The organism is Massilibacterium senegalense (assembly GCF_001375675.1).
Classification (GTDB): domain Bacteria; phylum Bacillota; class Bacilli; order Bacillales; family Massilibacteriaceae; genus Massilibacterium; species Massilibacterium senegalense.
This window is the reverse complement of record NZ_LN831786.1, coordinates 202333-220819: the sequence shown is the minus strand read 5'-3', so window position 1 is coordinate 220819 and position 18487 is coordinate 202333. Positions and strand designations below refer to the sequence as shown.

The 18487-nt window shown below is 36.7% G+C and carries 23 protein-coding genes and 1 tRNA gene; 9 read left to right on the top strand and 15 right to left on the bottom strand.

The genetic code is table 11. The annotated features are described in order from the left end of the window. Positions 1-180: 180 nt before the first annotated feature. Positions 181-1077, top strand: coding sequence for an ABC transporter substrate-binding protein (locus BN1372_RS04465; RefSeq protein ID WP_062197657.1), 897 nt, complete (start codon positions 181-183; stop codon positions 1075-1077). 47 nt (positions 1078-1124) lie between these two features. Here BN1372_RS04465 and BN1372_RS04460 read toward each other — a convergent pair whose 3' ends face one another. The 3 genes from BN1372_RS04460 to BN1372_RS04450 form a co-directional block, all read right to left on the bottom strand. Next, on the bottom strand, positions 1125-1769 hold the full coding sequence (locus BN1372_RS04460) for a hypothetical protein (protein WP_062197656.1): 645 nt from the start codon (positions 1767-1769) through the stop codon (positions 1125-1127). A 273-nt stretch (positions 1770-2042) separates the two neighbouring features. Next, a complete protein-coding gene (locus BN1372_RS04455; RefSeq protein WP_062197655.1) occupies positions 2043-2336 on the bottom strand; it encodes a spore coat protein in 294 nt (97 codons plus the stop codon). 12 nt (positions 2337-2348) lie between these two features. Beyond that, positions 2349-2558 carry a hypothetical protein gene (locus BN1372_RS04450; protein WP_062197654.1) on the bottom strand — a complete coding sequence of 70 codons (210 nt, stop codon included), beginning with the start codon at positions 2556-2558 and terminating at the stop codon, positions 2349-2351. Positions 2559-2793: 235 nt separating this feature from the next. Between BN1372_RS04450 and BN1372_RS04445 the strand changes: the two genes are divergently transcribed. After that, positions 2794-3735 carry a cation diffusion facilitator family transporter gene (locus BN1372_RS04445; protein WP_062197653.1) on the top strand — a complete coding sequence of 314 codons (942 nt, stop codon included), beginning with the start codon at positions 2794-2796 and terminating at the stop codon, positions 3733-3735. A 70-nt stretch (positions 3736-3805) separates the two neighbouring features. On the opposite strand, the gene BN1372_RS04440 is transcribed toward BN1372_RS04445, so the two are convergent. Both BN1372_RS04440 and BN1372_RS04435 read right to left on the bottom strand, forming a co-directional pair. Further along, complete coding sequence (locus BN1372_RS04440; RefSeq protein WP_062197652.1) at positions 3806-4525, bottom strand: YebC/PmpR family DNA-binding transcriptional regulator; 720 nt, start codon at positions 4523-4525, stop codon at positions 3806-3808. 182 nt (positions 4526-4707) lie between these two features. Next, entirely contained in the window at positions 4708-5520 is an 813-nt protein-coding gene (locus tag BN1372_RS04435) for a class I SAM-dependent methyltransferase (RefSeq protein WP_062197651.1), read from the bottom strand. Between the two features lie 244 nt (positions 5521-5764). On the opposite strand from BN1372_RS04435, the gene BN1372_RS04430 reads away from it, so the two are divergent. The 3 genes from BN1372_RS04430 to BN1372_RS04420 are packed head-to-tail and all read left to right on the top strand — an operon-like array spanning position 5765 to position 7660. Beyond that, positions 5765-6136: a GntR family transcriptional regulator gene (locus BN1372_RS04430; RefSeq protein ID WP_062197650.1), complete on the top strand. Its 372-nt coding sequence runs from the start codon at positions 5765-5767 to the stop codon at positions 6134-6136. A gap of 14 nt (positions 6137-6150) precedes the next feature. After that, positions 6151-7020, top strand: a complete 870-nt coding sequence (locus BN1372_RS04425) for an ABC transporter ATP-binding protein (protein WP_187118418.1) — start codon at positions 6151-6153, stop codon at positions 7018-7020. Further along, positions 7004-7660 carry an ABC-2 transporter permease gene (locus BN1372_RS04420; protein ID WP_062197648.1) on the top strand — a complete coding sequence of 219 codons (657 nt, stop codon included), beginning with the start codon at positions 7004-7006 and terminating at the stop codon, positions 7658-7660. Before BN1372_RS04425 ends, BN1372_RS04420 begins: the two co-directional genes overlap by 17 nt. A gap of 414 nt (positions 7661-8074) precedes the next feature. Here the strand turns inward: BN1372_RS04420 and BN1372_RS04415 are convergent. Then, positions 8075-8149, bottom strand: a tRNA-Val gene (locus BN1372_RS04415). 233 nt (positions 8150-8382) lie between these two features. Between BN1372_RS04415 and BN1372_RS04410 the strand changes: the two genes are divergently transcribed. Continuing rightward, on the top strand, positions 8383-9492 hold the full coding sequence (locus BN1372_RS04410) for a hypothetical protein (protein ID WP_062197647.1): 1110 nt from the start codon (positions 8383-8385) through the stop codon (positions 9490-9492). Between the two features lie 19 nt (positions 9493-9511). On the opposite strand, the gene BN1372_RS04405 is transcribed toward BN1372_RS04410, so the two are convergent. The 6 genes from BN1372_RS04405 to BN1372_RS04380 form a co-directional block, all read right to left on the bottom strand. Next, complete coding sequence (locus tag BN1372_RS04405; protein ID WP_062197646.1) at positions 9512-10189, bottom strand: class I SAM-dependent methyltransferase; 678 nt, start codon at positions 10187-10189, stop codon at positions 9512-9514. A 25-nt stretch (positions 10190-10214) separates the two neighbouring features. Continuing rightward, positions 10215-10778 carry a DUF4825 domain-containing protein gene (locus BN1372_RS04400; protein WP_062197645.1) on the bottom strand — a complete coding sequence of 188 codons (564 nt, stop codon included), beginning with the start codon at positions 10776-10778 and terminating at the stop codon, positions 10215-10217. A 322-nt stretch (positions 10779-11100) separates the two neighbouring features. Next, on the bottom strand, positions 11101-11430 hold the full coding sequence (locus BN1372_RS04395) for an ATP-binding protein (RefSeq protein ID WP_062197644.1): 330 nt from the start codon (positions 11428-11430) through the stop codon (positions 11101-11103). A gap of 156 nt (positions 11431-11586) precedes the next feature. Beyond that, positions 11587-12378 carry an HAD family hydrolase gene (locus BN1372_RS04390; protein WP_062197643.1) on the bottom strand — a complete coding sequence of 264 codons (792 nt, stop codon included), beginning with the start codon at positions 12376-12378 and terminating at the stop codon, positions 11587-11589. A 107-nt stretch (positions 12379-12485) separates the two neighbouring features. Then, positions 12486-12821 (bottom strand): cupin domain-containing protein, encoded by a 336-nt coding sequence (locus BN1372_RS04385; protein WP_062197642.1) that lies wholly within the window; start codon positions 12819-12821, stop codon positions 12486-12488. Positions 12822-12917: 96 nt separating this feature from the next. After that, on the bottom strand, positions 12918-13436 hold the full coding sequence (locus tag BN1372_RS04380; protein ID WP_062197641.1) for a phosphatidylglycerophosphatase A family protein: 519 nt from the start codon (positions 13434-13436) through the stop codon (positions 12918-12920). Between the two features lie 120 nt (positions 13437-13556). Between BN1372_RS04380 and BN1372_RS04375 the strand changes: the two genes are divergently transcribed. Next, positions 13557-13982 carry a GNAT family N-acetyltransferase gene (locus tag BN1372_RS04375; protein WP_062197640.1) on the top strand — a complete coding sequence of 142 codons (426 nt, stop codon included), beginning with the start codon at positions 13557-13559 and terminating at the stop codon, positions 13980-13982. Between the two features lie 42 nt (positions 13983-14024). Beyond that, positions 14025-14699, top strand: coding sequence for a DUF421 domain-containing protein (locus BN1372_RS04370; protein WP_062197639.1), 675 nt, complete (start codon positions 14025-14027; stop codon positions 14697-14699). Between the two features lie 77 nt (positions 14700-14776). On the opposite strand, the gene BN1372_RS04365 is transcribed toward BN1372_RS04370, so the two are convergent. After that, a complete protein-coding gene (locus tag BN1372_RS04365; RefSeq protein WP_062197638.1) occupies positions 14777-15055 on the bottom strand; it encodes a hypothetical protein in 279 nt (92 codons plus the stop codon). A gap of 89 nt (positions 15056-15144) precedes the next feature. Between BN1372_RS04365 and BN1372_RS04360 the strand changes: the two genes are divergently transcribed. Next, on the top strand, positions 15145-17316 hold the full coding sequence (locus tag BN1372_RS04360; RefSeq protein WP_062197637.1) for an ATP-dependent helicase: 2172 nt from the start codon (positions 15145-15147) through the stop codon (positions 17314-17316). A 20-nt stretch (positions 17317-17336) separates the two neighbouring features. Here BN1372_RS04360 and BN1372_RS04355 read toward each other — a convergent pair whose 3' ends face one another. Together BN1372_RS04355 and BN1372_RS04350 are read right to left on the bottom strand one after the other, a co-directional pair. Beyond that, positions 17337-17570 (bottom strand): hypothetical protein, encoded by a 234-nt coding sequence (locus BN1372_RS04355; RefSeq protein ID WP_062197636.1) that lies wholly within the window; start codon positions 17568-17570, stop codon positions 17337-17339. 73 nt (positions 17571-17643) lie between these two features. Beyond that, positions 17644-18456 (bottom strand): hypothetical protein, encoded by an 813-nt coding sequence (locus tag BN1372_RS04350; RefSeq protein ID WP_062197635.1) that lies wholly within the window; start codon positions 18454-18456, stop codon positions 17644-17646. Positions 18457-18487: the final 31 nt, after the last annotated feature.

Genomic DNA, 18487 nt, shown 5'->3' with positions numbered 1-18487 from the left:
GGTAGTGATGTCTTTCCTGCTTATCCTTTTACATTATTGTACCTAATGTTATGTTCTATCCTTCTCCTTCTATTTATTCACCATTCCATCAAGTAATAAACCTAAAGAAGCATCATTACTATTTTTTCTTTTTTCCTGTATAGTAAATAGAAAGTACATACCATATAAGGAGGCATCCAGATGGATAAACTAACAATTGGATTAGAATGGTTTATGAATCCTGACCACGTTCCATTTATGATTGGAATTGAAAAAGGGTGGTTTAAAGAAGCAAATTTAGAAATTACGTTACTAGAGCCTGAAAAACATTTTGATGCTATGGAAGAAGTAAAAAAAGGGACAATGGATATGGCAATTACGGAACCATTACACCTTGTTGAAGACCGCGCAAACGGTGAACCTGTGGTTGGATTTAGTCGCTTTTTCCACTCAAATGGTGGGGTTATGTACCGAAAAGATAAAGGAATTAGTCGACCAAAAGATATGATTGGAAAAAGAATTCAATACCCAAGCGCACCAGGGTTAGGTGGTCTTGCTATTATTAAAACGATGGTAGAAGCAGACGGTGGTATGTGTACATACGATGATTTCCAACCTGTTAATTATGGCTTTTATCATACAGATGCACTAGAAAAAGAGGAAGCAGAAGTAGCAACCGCTATTTTTCAAAATGTAGAAATGATTGAAGCAAAACACCGTGGACTAGATGTAGATTTTTTCTCTTTTAAAGATTGGGGAGTGCCTGATTTCTTGCAACTAATTTTCATTACTTCCCCAACCATTTTGGAAGAACAAAAAGAAGTGCTTACACGTTTTATCCGTGTTATTCGAAAGTCCATTGACTATATTTCTCAACATGAAGAGGAAGTAAAATCCATTTACTTTAATTATACAAAACAAGACGCAAACGATCCAGTTTTAAGTGAAATCTTAACTGCTACCCTACCACAATTTGTTCATGATTTTTCGATGTCTGTAGATTATTATGACCGTTTACAACAATGGCTGAAACAAACAGGAAAAATCGAAAAAACAATTGATCCAAAAAGCTACTGGACTAATCGTATTGCTTTTTAATCAAAAAAGTAGTGAGGCCTTTTTATAGCCTCACTACTTTTTTTAAGTTATTCGTTTGCTTCTGCTTGTTGGCCTAACAAAGTGGACGTATTTAAGTTTTGTTGCATCCCTGCATTCATCACACTATTTCCACAACGATTTGGTACAACATCTTGAATTGGATTTAATGTTGCATCTGCAAATTGTGCAATTACAGGACGAGTAACCGTAATGTTCGTTTTCATGACGACTTTTACGAGTACTTCTGCAATTCCAATACCTAATGCTGCAATCCCTTGAATAATAATCGCTTCTACTTGGAAAGGCGTTTCTGTTACCGTATCTTCTGGGCAAGCACCTGGACAATCTGTTTCTTGTTGGAATGGTAAGTTTACCTGAAATGGTGTCACAATTCCTGCAACTGTAATATTCGCTGGAACAAATCCGGTATTAATGACTTTGTCTTTAATTAAAATCGTATTCGTCACAATGTTATTCAAATCTGGTACTAGCTGAATTAACGGCGTAATCGAACCTGTAATATCGACAATAACCCCTAACGTAGCTGCTGGAATACGTAATTCAGCAACCTTTTGTACTTCTTTCGTACAAACGAGAGATTGCACAACAAAACAGTCTGTCGATAATTGTGGTGGAGATGGTGGCTGAATTAACGAATTACACCCCTCTGGTAAACTTGAACAACATGCCATGCTTCATCGACTCCTTCTAAATAGTAGTAAATTTCATCATGAAGGAGAGATACTTATGCACTTTTTTCTTTCTACAACATACACTAATGATACAAAGACACTTCACTATTTATTTTTTTAAATGCTAGTTGAATCAATACGTGTTTTTCCTTTCATAATGAAATTTCTACTAGCACTATATGATCCGACATTTCATTCTGTTTGGGAAAAGCTAAGAAATATGTATTTCTCCTTTATGAAAAGACCCAAACGACACCATCGTTTGGGTTCTTTTTACATATTTTCTGTCGTTCCAACCGTTCGATTTGCCATCGCTACATCTTGTTGGACTTGTTCGTTCACATTATAAGCATGGTAATACCCTTTATTTATCATATACGTCGAAATATTTTCATGCGCTGTAATCGCTGTATCTAGTTGTTTTTTCAATACCCCACGCACATCTGGGCTAACAGATTCCGTTAACGCCATCGCGTAATTACGCACTGCTGATTTTGCACCAATTAGTAAATCAGATGCAATCATTTGATCATTTAATCCAACGTGATTATCTTCAAAAAGTGCCATCACACTACCTCCTTACGATAATTTATTTCGTAATAAAAGCCCTTTTAATTCCTTTATTTCTTCTTGCCCATTTCGTACATCTGCTTGCAGCAATTTCTTTAATTCTTCATCTTGAACAAACGATTCCATTGCTGAAGCTTTCGTACAACAAACATTTTTAAACGTTAACAATTCATGTACTTCTAGCGTTTCATGTGGTGCAAGTTGACGATTGTTATCCATACCATTCCCTCCCCTACTTTGATCGTTCTGTTTTATCATGCGTTAGCCCGTTCATTTTATGCAAAAAAACAATGTATCGTAACATTTTAAGCAAAGGCGTTATTGACAAAGGGAAACACAACTTTTATTATATATATGAATATATGTTCATATAGTAATTTTAATAAAATACGACAATTTTTATGACACTTTTTGCTGGAACTATACTAACACTATATACAAGGAGGATTTTTTTATGGGACACCATCACCATCACGGACATGATCATCATGGACACACGCACAGTCACAGCCATTTCGAAGAAGCGAGAAATGGAAATAAAAAAGGCTTACTCATTGCTTTCTTCATTACTGCAGGAATCATGGTTTTAGAATTTTTTGGTGGATTATTCACAAACAGTTTAGCACTTTTATCTGATTCTGGACATATGCTTAGTGACGCCAGCTCTTTATTATTAAGCTTAGTAGCAATTGGCTTTGCAGCAAAACCTGCTTCTCCTCATAAAACATACGGCTTTTACCGTTTTGAAATTTTAGCGGCATTGTTTAATGGGGTTACTTTATTCGTCATCGCAGGCTTTATCGTCTGGGAAGCATACGGACGCTTTGTCGAACCCCCTACAGTCGCAAGTGGATCAATGATGCTCATCGCCTTTATCGGATTAATTGCGAATGTACTAAGTGCTTGGTCGTTAATGCATAAAGGGGACGTGAAGCATAATGTCAACTTACGAAGTGCCTATCTTCACGTACTCGGGGATGCGTTAGGGTCTGTTGGTGCTATTGTTGCTGGGGTACTGATGTTCGTATTCGATTGGTACGTAGCAGACCCCATCATTTCTGTTTTAGTCGCACTGCTCATTTTGAAAAGCGCTTGGGGAATCATTCATCATTCCGTTCATATTTTAATGGAAGGAACTCCAATGACGATTAATCAAGAAGAAGTGAAGATAGCACTTGAAACAATAGATGGGGTCATCAATGTACATGACCTTCATATTTGGACGATTACTTCTGGATTAGATTCATTAAGCTGTCATCTTTTAATAGAAGATGGTGAAAATAGCCAAGAAATATTGCAAAAAGCGATTAACCTAATCCAAACGTCATTTCACATAGAACATACAACGATTCAAATAGAAACTTCAGATATTCAACATGATACATTGAAAATATAGATGTAACTTGAAGGTGCATTTGTTCTTACAAAGAAAAAGCAGACTTTTCGAAAAAAGTCTGCTTTTTCTTTTATTCACCGAAATCAACGTTGTGATACACTTGTTGCACGTCTTCTAAGTCTTCTAATGCATCTATTAATTTTTCAAATTGTGCTTGTGCATCCTCTGGAAGTGTTACCTCGTTTTGTGCAATCATCGTTAATTCCGCTACTGTAAATTCTGTAATTCCCGCTTCTTTACAAGCTTCTTGTACCGCATGAAATTGATCTGGTTCTGCATATACAATGACAGTGTCATCTTCTTCTAAAATGTCACGTGGATCAATGTCTGCTTCCATTAGTAGTTCTAACACTTCTTCTGCTGTTTTTCCTTCGATTCCGAACACAGCAGTATGGTCAAACATGTACGCAACGGAACCACTTACTCCCATGTTTCCGCCATTTTTCCCAAATGTCGCACGTACGTCAGAAGCAGTACGGTTTACGTTATTCGTTAACGCATCCACGATAATCATCGAGCCGTTCGGGCCAAATCCTTCGTAGCGAAGTTCATCGTAGTTTTCTTCAGAACCACCTTTTGCTTTTTCAATTGCCCGTTCGATAATCGTTTTCGGTACACTATACGTTTTCGCACGTTCTAATACGACCTTTAGCGCTTGGTTGGCTTCTGGGTCTGGTTCCCCTTGCTTCGCTGCAACATAAATTTCACGTCCGAATTTTGCATAAATCCGGCTAGTATTCGCGTCTTTTGACGCCTTTTTTTCTTTAATGTTATTCCACTTACGTCCCATCAAGAACACTCTCTTTCCGTTGAAGTCTACCCCTTATTTTAGTAAAAATAAGCGATTTCATCAACTTTAATTTTTTCTAAGAGAAAAATCCCGCTTTTAAACAGCTAATTTTGACTATGGCATGTCTTTTTTCAAGAACAATCCGTACCTCACATAGCCTTTAAAACCGCGCGTAATGATGGTTAATCTATCTTTGTATCCCAATATAAAATAGCTAATTTATATATTTTGCGAAGTGTCATACTCTCTTCCCTTGATTTTTTATCTATCATCTCTTTTAACAAGTGTAAATCATCCGCTGGAATGGTAGCTTTTTTTGAATAATTAGCGAGCAATTGTTCTTTCGAAATGACCGTATCGACATAATGATCCACATATTCGATTTTCGGTTCATATCCCAACATCCATAAAATATTAAAATACGCTTGCACCGTTTCTTTGCTATTGTGTGGACCGCCTTTATATAAAGCGTCATTTCCTGAACCTTTTTGGTACTCCTCTAATACTTCATCGGTTGTTTTAATATACCGAACAATCACACCATAACGACTAGAAGCCTTGGACATTGCTTCTAGCGATTCTACCGATTGTAACGCTGGGCACATCGCTGCGAATGTGACCGTATAAGCATTTGAACCAACGTCTGCTACCCAAGGAGAATGAAGGGTTTTCACATTGGATACCCCTAAAGTCTTCACTTCATATTGTAAAAAATGCAGCATCGATTCCGACAGATCCAACGCAGTTACTTCCTTCGCATGCATCGCCATCGGAATTGTATATCTCCCACTTCCAGCGCCAATATCTAGAATCGTCGTATCACTATCGATAATGTTTTTCTCTACTAACAAGCGAGTTACCTTTTCCCCAATCGTATCCGTACTCTTTTTTTGCGTTTCATAAAACGTACGTGCTCTCCCATTCCAAAAAGCTTTTACTTCTTCTACTGGTTGTGTATTTCCATTAATCAAACGTTCAAAATCCCGTATATGCATCTTTCTTACCCCCAATTGTCATCTTAATAATCATGCTTATCCAATTTATTCACTATCAATCTAGCCTGTCCATAGTTGCTTATCAACGATAATGAATTGTCCCCGTGATTCTATGCTTATGTTTCCCAAATGAATGCATCATGTACATAAATAATAGTAGAACCATTTCTTTTCGATATTGACATAACCGTTCTAACTGTATATACTGAACATATACAGTTAGAACAAATGGTGGGATGTTAATGTGAATATTATTATTTCCAATTCATCAGATGAGCCGATTTATGCACAAATCGTCCATCAATTAAAAGAACAAATTTTAAAGGAAGAGCTTTTCGAAATGGATCCCCTTCCGTCTATCCGCAATTTAGCAAAAGAACTCGGCATTAGCGTGATGACAACAAAGCGTGCATATGACGAATTAGAAAAAGAAGGGTTTATCATCACCATTTCTAGTAAAGGTTCATACGTAGCGCCTATTAACAAAGAAATGATTCGCGAAACAAAAATGAAACATATCGAAGAACACTTAACCGAAGCGGTAGCTACAGCCAAACTAGTGGGGCTTTCACTAAAAGAATTGCAAGACTTACTAAAATTGATGTATGAGGAGTGAGTAGCATGGAAAATATGCTAGAACTAGTCAACGTATCGAAAAATTACGACGATTTTTCGTTAAAAAACATATCCTTTTCCTTAAAAAAAGGCTATATTATGGGCTTCATCGGAGCAAACGGAGCTGGGAAAAGTACGACAATGAAATTGATCATGAATTTAATAAAAAAAGATAGCGGTGACATCCGTATTTTCGGACTAAATCACGAAAAGCACACTATCCCGATTAAAGAACGAATTGGATTTGTATACGATGAAAACTATTTTTATGACGAACTAACGATTGAAGAAATGAAAAACATCATTCGTCCTTTTTATAGCAAGTGGGATGAACAAACATTCCAAACATATATCCAAGACTTCCACTTACCAAAAAACAAACCAATCAAACAGTTATCCAAAGGAATGAAAATGAAATTTTCTTTAGCCATTGCCTTATCTCATCATGCCGAACTATTAATCATGGATGAGCCCACTTCTGGATTAGATCCAATCGTCAGAAGTGAACTGTTAGATATTCTTCAAACGGTGATTAGTGATGGAAAAACATCAGTCCTTTTTTCAACACATATTACATCTGACTTAGATAAAGTAGCAGACTTCATCACGTTGATTCATAACGGAGAAATTATCATCAGTAAAACAAAAGACGAACTGCTCGAAGAATACTGCATCGTCCGCGGAAGCAAAGACAAACTAGCGGAATTAACCGAAGATATTGTCATAGGCGTGAAAGAAAACCAATTTGGATTCCTCGCCTTATGTAGCCATAAAAAAGAAGTCATCGAACTCTTTGGCAATTCCGTTATTATCGAAAAGCCAACACTAGAAGATATCATGATATTTTTTACAAAAGGGAGAGAGAACCATGTATCCACTCATTAAAAAAGATATACTCATCCAAAAAAAAGTTGTGACACTAGCTATCTTCATGATGCTCTTTTTCGCCGTTACACTTTCCCCGATGGGACCAGGGGCGACAATCGTTGGAATTTTAACGGTCACATATATGTTCGTATTAGGAGCAAGCGCAACCGAAGACAAAAATAAAAGTGACATCATCCTAGTTAGTCTACCGATAAAAAAACAAACAATCGTATTAGCAAAATACCTTTCTGTCTACGTATTTGCTACTTACGCAATACTCTTATATGCCATCATTTATTTCGGCGTCCAATTATTGCACATTCCGTTTGATATGTCCTTTACACAAAGTGGCATCATTAGCACGCTTTTTATCATAACCGTATTTTTTGCTATCTCTTTTCCGATGATTTTTAAATACGGCTATTTAAAAGCCAAAACACCAAACTTAATTCTATTTTTCATTTTAGTATTTGGTGGAACAGCTTTGGTAAATAATTTAGATCAATTATCTAACTGGACATTTATCCAAAATACCGTAACCTTTTTAAGTGAACGTACAGAAACACAGCTGCTGTTATTATTGCTTCCCATTGCTTTTGTGATTTTAGTGATTTCATACTTTATTTCGCTTCGATTTTATCAAGAAAGAGAGTTTTAACGAGAAAAAGCCACTTTGATAATGGAAAGTGGCTTTACTCTACAAAGAACTTTATAACGTGTATGAAAGTGTTCGGTTACGATTAATTATACGTTTATTTATTACATTATTTTAGTGTGATTAGGAGTATCATTTCCTATTTTCTTTACTTATTCGATAGGAAATAAAATAATTTCCCAAAGAAACCTGAGAAACATATAAAAGCCAAATAAATCAATAATAAGGTGATATCTATATGTTCACTATTGCGTTTTAAAATCGCTTTTTTCTACTCATCAAAATATATTAAACATAACAAAGCACCCCATCTATCCTGTACTTGTAACAGCAGGATAGATGGGGTGCTTTAGTCAAAACTTGGTAGAAGCACTTCCTTGCTCTTCACAAGTTTAATAGATAAAGTTATGCAAAATATGGTGGGGCATACCGGGATTGAACCAGTGACCTCTTCGATGTCAACGAAGCGCTCTCCCACTGAGCTAATGCCCCATATTTAAACTTGCTGATGAATCGGGAAATAATTCTCATCTCCGCTCCCGCTAACCGAACAGCGGATCAAAAATTTATATGATACGGTAAATTGTAAAAGAGAACGTACTAAAAGTCAACTTGAAAATAAACACTCCTAAAAAGAGTCTCCCTCCGTTGAAACTTCTACTCAACCAAAATCGTCTTAATAATGAAAATCGTTTCATCCTAAAAAACTCATATGGAGGCAACTAATGAAATTTATAAAATTTATGTTGCAAATGCTTTTAGGAGCCGTTTTGGGCTTTTTTAGCATTTGGATGATGTTAGACTATTTTCAATTTAACGTTTCTTTTTTCTCTATTGTTTTGTTAGTAGTTTTCTTTATAATCAGCCACTATTTAGCCATCATCGTCCATGAATCAGGGCATGTAATAGCTGGGAAAAGGAAAGGGATGGAGTTTTACTTTTTTCTCCTTGGCCCATTGTTTATATATAAGGATGATAAACAAAAACGGCATATAACGTTTCAATCACATGGATTAAAACTAGCAGGTGCTGCTAGTTTACGTGCGGATATTCACGAAACACGAGCACCTTTAGAAAAACAAGTGTACTCCTTTATACTCGGGGGAGGATTAGCAAACATACTCGTCGGAATGATTTCTCTCATAAGTGCGTTTGCCTTTTCTTCGATGTTTCTTTTTATTTTTTCTCTTATCAATCTTTTCGTAGGACCGATGAACCTTTTGATGAAAGAAAGCCCAGATTTTATCCCAGATGGTGGCGTGCTTCATCAATTGAAACACGATCCAACAAAAAAAGAAGTACTTCTCGTCACTCACCTTATTCATGCAACAGTTAGAACATCGATTCACGAATGGCCAAAGAATTTAGTAGAACGAGCAGAAAAAGCTCTTTTATCCGAACAATATACAATCCATTCTGCTTCCTTAGCATCAGCGCTAAGTTATTACTATATCGTGAAGGAAGAAAGTCAACAAGCAAAAGCATTATTACAACCATTTGTCAAAGCGGCGCCAACGAAAAAAACACGCAGTTTTATTTGGAACCATCTAGATGTGTTATATTTAATAAGTTGCTACTTACTAAATCAAAAAACAGAAGAGTGGGATACAATCAAAGGCCGGATTGTTATTCGAGATGATTTGACTCGTGATAAATTAGCCTTTTTACAATTTGCTTGGCAATCCGATTTTAAACAAGCGGAAGAACAAGTAGATAACGCCAATCAATTATGTGAAGAATGGTCGTTTCTTTACGGAAATGGCAAATTCGAAAAAGAATTACTTGATACATTGAAAATACATCTGAAAAAACGAAAAAAGGCGCATTCGTCCTAGCATGATGCGTCTTTTATTCTCACTTTTTTCTCCATCTCACAGCAAAGTATCCAGCATGGTGCCCTTTCCATGTCTCTGCTCTTTCTTTTTCTACTTGTTCAGCCTGGCTTTTTCCTTGAAATTCACTAGAGCCAACATACAATCCATACTCTATCTTTTCAGGAGGAACGTTCGTTAATTGTTTCACACTATCTGGAGTGAAAAAGGTGGCAGATGCAAAAGCGCTGTCTGCTTTTTCTTTTCCCTTTTTTATGTACTGCTCTCCCCAGCTACTTTCTTTTCCGATAAATCCACAAACAAATCGCCCATTCTTTTTAAGCACACGGAATACTTCCGCTACTACCTTTTTCGGATCCGTCACAAATTCAAGCACAATGTTGCATACGACTAAGTCAAACGTCTCGTCTTCAAAAGGTAATGCGTGAATGTCGCTACAAATAAATGTCGCTTGTGGATTTTTTATCTTTGCTTTTTCCAACATTCCCATCGAAACATCTACACCTGTAACATCTAAACCTTTTTCTACTAACCATAAGGCATAAATGCCTGTACCGGTTCCTAAGTCTAACGTTTTTTCCCCTTTTACTGGGGCAGCTAATTTCTCCACTATCTTTTTTTCCAATTGGTCAACGAAAGAACCTAGTTCCATTTTACACCAATCATCATACGTTGCTGCTGATGCATCAAAAAGAGCCATGATACCCTACCTTTCTATAGATATGTTATTCATTCGTATTTTGAAAAAAGCGATGAACGTCCTCTTTGTTTGATAATGTACCATTAATGATATCTTTTTCCCACTGTTCTGGATTTTCCGCATATTCCCGCACACTTTTTCCGTAAAAAGAATCGAGTTCACTGCGAGTAATCGTACGTGTTTCTATGTCATTTTCACGTTTGATAGTAATGATTACTTCATCCACGTTTGGAATAAGTGTACAAAAAACGGTCGCATTCGTTAGCATGATTTTTTCCGTTTGTTCTCTTGTCCAATAATCAGCAAATGTTTCTATTTGTTCTTGACTGTTGGCACTATACGTCACTTCTATACCGTATGGTCGTTGTTTCGTATAAAGCGCCATCCCTTCATAATAAGTATTCCCAGGGAGCAGCACTACTATATTTCCAACAGCACTATTATCTCCTACATATGAATCTTTATAGTTGAAAAGTTTTTGTACATCGATTGGTGCATCGGTTGTTAATGCATCCTTTGTCGATTGACATGCCGCAACACTAATCATCAATAAAACAGACATCATGATGATGCTTAATCGTTTTTTCATCAAGCCTTCCCCCCCTATGGACGTTTGGATAATACTTTATTCTATCTTTTTACCCGCCGTCCTTCTTCTTTATTTGCACGAATACTTTCTACCATATGCCGACCAGTAACTCACCTATTACAAAAACGGGAAATTGATTAACAAAAATACCAATACTTGCTCCAATAATCATCCAAAGTGCAAGATACAATCCTTTGTTTTTCATTTTTTTCTCCTTTTTGTATACTAAATTCCCTTTTTCCTAAAACAGATGACTCGTTATTCGTGAACATAAGGACAAAAATATCCGTCTTACTTCTTTATAAGCAAGACGGATATTTGTTTATTTTAATCGTTTCACTCTTTCTTCTAATGGTGTAATCTGGACCACTACTGGGTGATTGTGTACCAATTCACCATTATCATGTAAGATTGGTCCTTGTACAATCCATTTCCCAAGCGATAATTCCTTTATTTTTTGTTCCCAATATTCTCGGTCACTGGTCGATTGTGCAATGTTTTTTGCTGTAGATGGTATTTCGGAATCCACTTGTGCGAAGTGAATTTTTTCGGATGCTTGTTGCAAATTAGCGAGTTGGTCTTTCGAAAATTGACTGCTTAACGTTTGAGTTGCAAACCAACCCGACCAACCAAACTTCCTACCTTCACGCAAAATTTTATACGTTGGTGAACGATCGGAATAATCTAAGTTTTGTGCTTCATCTAAAAAATTGCGAATAGTTTTCTTTCATAAAAATATCCCAAAAGTTGGTATTTAACCTTAACTTTTGGGATGCAGTACCGAAAAATAATTCGTTAGCTTTTCTACTTAAAGTTTTTCCACCAATTCAAATAATTTCGTTAGAGAAGTCACTTCATACGTAGGTTCGATTCCGTCTACTTTTTCATGATTCTCACGGTTAATCCACACGTTTTTCATGCCGATGCGGTTTGATCCTAAAATGTCTGTTTTTAAGTTATCACCGACCATGATTGCTTCGTCTTTTGAAAGTCCCATTAAAAATAAGGCATGTTCGAAAATGCTTGGATCTGGTTTGCCGCGACCGAAGTTTCCTGAAATAACAATATGTTCAAAATACGGAACTAGTTCTGGTGTGATGTCTAGTTTTTCGTTTTGTAACGTTGGAGCACCGTTTGTTAATAATAATAAACGGTATCCTTTTTCAATTAATTTATCTAGTACCGCAAATGTGTCGTCATATAAACAAGGAGATACTCTTCGGTTTGCTGGGAAGCGTTCGCCTAAATGAGCGCCGAATGCAGCATCGTCAATTCCTAATCGTTTCAGCCCGCGTGTCCATGCTTCTTTCCGATACGTTGGAACGATTTCTTTCATTTTTCTGAAATGAACGTTAATTTTATCCGTAAAATCTCCCCAAAGCCCTTCAAATGGATTGATGCCAATCATTTGAGTAAAGTCCCACGTGTCATATGATGCATATAATTCTCTTGCTTCTGCGCGCACTGCCTCTTCTAACGCTTTTGCGTCTACGTCATATTTTTCTTGCGCTTCTTTACACGTTTTATCAAACGCTAGTTGGATACTTTGTTTATCCCATAGCAACGTGTCATCTAAATCAAAAAAGACTGCTTTTACCATGTCAATACCATCCTTTTTTCGTATGTATACGTTCATTATAATATTGAATGCCAAAAAACGTAACCCTCTCTCTTCCACAAAAAAATCTCGCTTCTTTTGAAACGAGATTACTTCCCTGTTACTGGTGGGTGTAATTTTTCATTTTTCGGTTCGCCCACTTTTACGATTAAAAATGAACAATCTGTTTCTGCTGTTACGGCATGGCGTTCATGTGGATTTAATTGTAATATTTTCGATTCGGTTAGCACCACTTTTTCACCTGTAATCATAAACACTACTTCTCCTTGTTGCACGATAATATAAACCGTGACATCTTGTACATGTTCTTCGATTACTTGCCCTTTCTGTAACATCACTTGGGTAATCGTAATATCTTTACTTTCCATAATCTTTTGAATAGTTTTTGGATTTTCGCTTGCCATTTTTAATTCTAAAATGTTCATTCGCTTTCACCCTTTCCGTCCTATTCTACTAATACATAAAATTCCCTTTTCTTTCATTTTTCAAACAAAAAAAGCATTTCTATGAAAGAAATGCTTCTAGGCATACCCGTTTTCTAATGAATCACGAGTGCGATGAGCAAGTCTTGCTGCAGCACCAGATGCAATAGCTGCGACGAGATCATCTAAAAACGTATGCACTTGATGTTCATTCGTATCTAGGTTTCCGATAATATGTGGTTTCACTTTATCGAGATATCCATAGTTTGTAATAGCAATACTACCATATCCAAACACAGAACCGAGTGCGAGTGTTTCATCAATTCCGAATAAACTTTCATCTGCTTCTAGTATTTCTTGTAACGGTTCAGATAGTTTCTTTTGTTCGGTTAATTTATCTAACTCAATTCCTACTAATAATGCATACAGAAGCTCGCGCTTATCTAATACCGCATAAACATTTTCAATGCACTGCTCCATCGTAATGTCGTTATACTTTTTTTGTAAATCGTACACTATTTTTGCGATATCTTCTACTTCAACACCTCGTTCTTCTAGTAATTCAATTGCTAATGACTTAATGTGTGAAGTTGGAATAAATACTTTTGTTTTTGGCATGAAAATCCCTCCTTATATGTAGCGGTATTGGTACACAATTTTTACATTATATCGAACTTTTAATGTATTTACTACTAAAAAGAACCATTGTATAATGAGAAAAACAAGGAGGAATCAACAATGATTACCAAAGTTGTACAAACACCAAAAGAACAAGAAGATGCTTTTTTCATTCGAAAAGTCGTTTTTATAAAAGAACAGCACGTTCCTACAGATTTAGAATATGATGAATTTGAACAAACCGCTGTTCATTTTGTCACCTATGATGGAGACAAACCAGTCGGTGCTGGACGACTTCGCTTTGTCGACGGGATGGCAAAGGTGGAACGAATTTGTATTTTGCCATCGTATCGTGGGAAAAATGTTGGTCGTCACTTAATGGAAACAATCGAACAAGAAGCACAACAAAAAGGATATAACACCTTTAAATTGAATGCACAAGTACAAGCCATGCCGTTTTACGAAAAGCTTGGATACACGAACATTTCAAAAGAAACATTCATGGATGCAGGAATTCCTCATGTGGAAATGAGAAAATCTGTATAACTATTATGCATTTGCACATACTACTACGGGAGGTATGGTCAAATGCAATTTTTACATTTATCACTAGAATTAATTATTGGTTTTTTTGCGTTAATGCTTGTCACAAAGGCATTAGGAAAAACGCAAATCACCCAAATTACCCCATTTGATTTTATTTCAGCACTCGTATTGGGGGAACTTGTTGGGAATGCCATTTACGATAAGGATATTCATATATGGTACATACTATATGCGGTACTTTTGTGGGGAGTGCTCGTCGCTTCCATTGAGTTCATCACACAAAAACTCCGCAAAACACGCACTTGGCTAGAAGGAGAACCGTCCATTGTTATTTATAAAGGACAAGTGAATTTTCAAGCGTTAAAGAAAAATCGGTTAGACCTAAACCAACTACAACATTTGCTCCGGGATAAAGATGTGTTTTCCATGAAAGACGTTGAATATGCGGTGTTAGAAACGAATGGAGTCGTCAATGTGTTAAAAAAATCACTGCAACAAAACGCTACGCGAAAAGATGTGCAAGCACAAGAGGAAAAAGTCGTACTACCTGTTATGTTCATTAGCGATGGGGACATTATTTGGGAAAATATTCGTGAACAAAATCTAACGAAAGAATGGTTAGATGGGCAATTAAAAGTACATGGGATTCACAATATAAAAGAAGTACTTTTTGCGGAATGGACAGAAGGGGAAGGACTATACGTGCAAAAAAAATAATCCCCGTTTCTTATGGCTCTTTCTACATAAGAAACAGGGATTAATCTGTCTGTTGTTCAATCATGTTTGCTTCCTTTCTACACTACTTCATTAATGACTAAACCTTTTTGTGTCACTTCTTGAATCATGTGTTCGACTTGTTCATTTCGTTCTTTTCGTTTAAAAATCACTTGTCTTCTTCGGAGATTCTTTGCTGGATGAAGCGGGATGATTCCTTGTCTTTTCCACCTTTCTTCCTCTGGATTAAGCGTAATCTTTCTTACTTTGGTCGTTTCTAAGGCAGTTGGACCTTTTCGCTCGGTTCGCTTTACGTATTGCACATATTGATCTTGTATCATCGGAGGAGCATATACCATTGTTATTCCCTCCCTTCTACTTTATAGTATACTATACATCAAGAGAAAACAGAAGATTTTTGTATGTATAGAAAGGATGGGGATACCTCTTGTTCAGTGCCCATTTCCATCAGCAACTAATTGAATTATCCACATTTCCAAGAAAAGATTGGTATAAACTTCGCGATGCTTCAAACACACATCAACTGTTATGCCCAACTTGCTCGAAACCAGTTGTGTTTGTTCATACCATTTTCAAAACTCCATCTTTCATTCATCTCGTACCGTCCGATTGTCCTGATGAAACAGATGAACCATCGCCATCATATTACCAGGCCAAGCGATTAAAAGTAACCGAACCTTTTGAAAATATGCAGCCAGCACAACCAACAAATCATCCGCTTTATCATCATTTAAAAGCATGCGGCTATCCACTTAATACCGAACAATGGAAAGGAGTAACAACGATTGATACACCGTTACTAATTGCCGCTGGTCCTGGAAGTGGAAAAACACGCGTATTAACCGCTCGGGTTGCATACATTTTACAAGAAACGAACACGAATCCAAATGAATTAATGCTCATATCCTTTACAAAAAAAGCAGCGACAGAATTAAAAGAACGACTACAATCGTATCAATTATTTCCTTCTAACATCCTGAATCGCATCGTGTGCGGGACATTTCATAGTGTGTTTTACCGGATTTTACGTTATCACGAACCGATACGCTGGGATGCGGCAAAGCTACTTTCCCATGAATGGAAAAAAGAAGTACTTCTTAGACAAGCAGCTAAATCACTTGGAATTAGTGAACAAGAAATCGTATTTGATGAAATGTTACAAACGTTTAGTTTTTATAAAAACCAAGGAAAAACACCAGATGATATCTTAAAAACAGAGCCAAATGGAATGACGGAGCAATTATTTCAAGCCTATGAAACGTTGAAACGAGACGAAGGGCTATTTGATTTTGATGATATGTTGCTCGGTTGTTTACAATTTTTCCGTGAAAACCTTCCTATTCTAGCAAACTATCAACAACGTTTTCGTTATATTATGATTGATGAGTTTCAAGATATTAACTGGGTACAATACGAATTAATCCAATTGCTAAGTACATCTAGTAATCTATGTGTCGTTGGCGATGACGATCAGACTATTTATTCCTTTCGTGGGAGCAGCCCATCATTTTTACTAGAAATGAAAGAAAAAGTAGCTGGATTAGAAACGATTGTATTATCGACTAATTATAGGTCTAGTCACGAAATTGTCGAAGCATCAAAACGTCTTATTCAACACAACTATAAACGAGTGCCCAAAAAGCTACATGCGACGTTTTCTACGAAAAAAGGGCCAATTCTCTTTTTTCCTTTTGATGAAGAAGAGGAAGCATTTTTTATTGCAAATTATGTAGAAAAAGCGAAACGGTTACATCCGGACAAAACGATTGCGATTTTATGTCGAACACATGCGCAATCAAGAGCCTTACTCGAACAATCGCTCCATCACAATTGCTCGCTCGCTGCAGCGAAAACGGTGGAACAATATTACAATCGACCGATTCCGAAAATTGTCCGTAGCTATTTTGCATTAGCTGTGAATCCAGATGATGAAACCGCATTAAAAGGAATTCTTCCAAGTTTATTTATTAAACAATCGTTTGTGAATGAAATTCGCGCACAAAGTGTATTACACGATGTATCGTTAATTGAAGCACTTCGATTTGCAGAAGGACTTCCAGCATTTCAAAAAAAACGATTAGAAACAATCGCCACGTTATTACCAAAAATCAAAGACATCACACCAAAACGAGCACTCGTGTATCTCGAACATGATGTAGGGTTAAACGATTACATAAAAAAACGTAGCGATGAGAACAATCGATTTGACGGAGCAAAAGATGATTTAAAACAGTTACATGTTGCGTTCCGACCTTTTACATCTATTCGAGAATGGTTAGATTATCTAGAGGAATTAATCATTCGCGAAAAAATGTTAAAAAACGAACCATCGAATGTCCATGTGTTATCGATTCATCAATCAAAAGGGTTAGAATTTGATGAAGTGTTCGTGCTCGGTGTCAATCAAGGCCTGCTTCCGCATGATTTTGCCTTAGACCTATATAAAAAAGACAAAGATGCTTCGTTTATCGAAGAAGAACGTCGATTGCTCTATGTTGCAATGACTCGTGCCCGGACAAAACTATTTTTATCGGTGCTGTCCCATTATCAAACAGAAGCAGCACAACGAAGCTTGTTTATCTCCCAATTGAAAAAATAGAGCCTAAAAAAGGCTCTATTTTAAATCCATGAAAATGGAGGACGAGGGCGTTCATCGTTATCTTCTTTTCCTTCTGCTTGTTGCTGTTCTTCGCGCGTAGCCATTTCTTCCTCTACTGGTGGTGGTGAAAACATACCAAACGGGGATCTCGGACGATTCCACTCTCTTCCTTCTGCATCAACAAGACGAACTTCTTTTGCATGAATGACTAATTGATCGACATGAATTTCACGTGACTTTTTTTCGTTTGTCATCGTTCACACTCCTTTGTTTCTTTCTATCCTCACTATAATGTATGCCGTGATTTAAAAAGTGTCTAGGTCATTATCACGGAATCGATAAGCGAATTTGGTTTTCTGCCTTCCTTGCTATTTTTTGCTGTTCATCGAACACAAACGCTTCTATTTGAATAAATCCATCTGCTTCTTGTGGAATCGTGATTTCAACATCATCTATGGAGACGTGCATTTTGGGTGCTAATTGTAACGTGTAAAGCGGCATCAACCAGCGCTCCCCTTCTTTTCCTTCTTCGGACGGTACGATAAGCCATTGCCCATCTTTTGCGTCCACGGTATTTTTTTCATAAATAAGTTGCTTCCCACGTAAAGAAAAAATATGGCCTGGTTGCATGCGAAAACAAATAATCGGATTTTGAATAACTGTCTCTCCATCATTTTCCAAATAAAAATTTCCCTTTATAATTGGCGCTTTTCGTAAAATAATCGTGTAATCAAAATAACTCCGGACCGGGAATTCATCCTTTTGATGCAACCGTTTTGTTTGAATTAACGTTTTTTGCTGGACTTGTTCTTGCAACGTTTGAATTTTTCTTCTATAAAATTCTAATTTCGATTCTTTTTCGTTTAGTTCTTCTCCCATCCGCTTTAATAACGATTCGTACTGTTCAAACTTGGCTGGTTCCGTTCGTGGTTCTTTCATTTTTTCTTGCAATGCTTTTATTTCTAATTGCAATTTTTTTTCTCGTTGTAAAAATTGAGCGAATCTTTGTTCGTTGTGTTCTATTTCTTTTATTCGTTCTTCTGCAAACAACAGTTTTCGTTCTAGCTTTAACGCCTTTTGTTGATAATAATCCTTTTTTTCTTTTAACGTCTCATACAATTCTTCTATTTGTTCACTCATTTTCTTCACCTTCCTTTTTCTTCATTCATAT

Excerpts from the sequence above, each read along its gene's own strand:
- BN1372_RS04465 (WP_062197657.1), top strand. The coding sequence starts at position 181 with ATGGATAAACTAACAATTGGATTAGAATGGTTTATGAATCCTGACCAC.
- BN1372_RS04460 (WP_062197656.1), bottom strand. The coding sequence starts at position 1,769 with ATGGCATGTTGTTCAAGTTTACCAGAGGGGTGTAATTCGTTAATTCAG.
- BN1372_RS04455 (WP_062197655.1), bottom strand. The coding sequence starts at position 2,336 with ATGGCACTTTTTGAAGATAATCACGTTGGATTAAATGATCAAATGATT.
- BN1372_RS04450 (WP_062197654.1), bottom strand. The coding sequence starts at position 2,558 with ATGGATAACAATCGTCAACTTGCACCACATGAAACGCTAGAAGTACAT.
- BN1372_RS04445 (WP_062197653.1), top strand. The coding sequence starts at position 2,794 with ATGGGACACCATCACCATCACGGACATGATCATCATGGACACACGCAC.
- BN1372_RS04440 (WP_062197652.1), bottom strand. The coding sequence starts at position 4,525 with ATGGGACGTAAGTGGAATAACATTAAAGAAAAAAAGGCGTCAAAAGAC.
- BN1372_RS04435 (WP_062197651.1), bottom strand. The coding sequence starts at position 5,520 with ATGCATATACGGGATTTTGAACGTTTGATTAATGGAAATACACAACCA.
- BN1372_RS04425 (WP_187118418.1), top strand. The coding sequence starts at position 6,151 with ATGCTAGAACTAGTCAACGTATCGAAAAATTACGACGATTTTTCGTTA.
- BN1372_RS04420 (WP_062197648.1), top strand. The coding sequence starts at position 7,004 with ATGTATCCACTCATTAAAAAAGATATACTCATCCAAAAAAAAGTTGTG.
- BN1372_RS04410 (WP_062197647.1), top strand. The coding sequence starts at position 8,383 with ATGAAATTTATAAAATTTATGTTGCAAATGCTTTTAGGAGCCGTTTTG.
- BN1372_RS04405 (WP_062197646.1), bottom strand. The coding sequence starts at position 10,189 with ATGGCTCTTTTTGATGCATCAGCAGCAACGTATGATGATTGGTGTAAA.
- BN1372_RS04400 (WP_062197645.1), bottom strand. The coding sequence starts at position 10,778 with ATGAAAAAACGATTAAGCATCATCATGATGTCTGTTTTATTGATGATT.
- BN1372_RS04390 (WP_062197643.1), bottom strand. The coding sequence starts at position 12,378 with ATGGTAAAAGCAGTCTTTTTTGATTTAGATGACACGTTGCTATGGGAT.
- BN1372_RS04385 (WP_062197642.1), bottom strand. The coding sequence starts at position 12,821 with ATGAACATTTTAGAATTAAAAATGGCAAGCGAAAATCCAAAAACTATT.
- BN1372_RS04380 (WP_062197641.1), bottom strand. The coding sequence starts at position 13,436 with ATGCCAAAAACAAAAGTATTTATTCCAACTTCACACATTAAGTCATTA.
- BN1372_RS04375 (WP_062197640.1), top strand. The coding sequence starts at position 13,557 with ATGATTACCAAAGTTGTACAAACACCAAAAGAACAAGAAGATGCTTTT.
- BN1372_RS04370 (WP_062197639.1), top strand. The coding sequence starts at position 14,025 with ATGCAATTTTTACATTTATCACTAGAATTAATTATTGGTTTTTTTGCG.
- BN1372_RS04365 (WP_062197638.1), bottom strand. The coding sequence starts at position 15,055 with ATGGTATATGCTCCTCCGATGATACAAGATCAATATGTGCAATACGTA.
- BN1372_RS04355 (WP_062197636.1), bottom strand. The coding sequence starts at position 17,570 with ATGACAAACGAAAAAAAGTCACGTGAAATTCATGTCGATCAATTAGTC.
- BN1372_RS04350 (WP_062197635.1), bottom strand. The coding sequence starts at position 18,456 with ATGAGTGAACAAATAGAAGAATTGTATGAGACGTTAAAAGAAAAAAAG.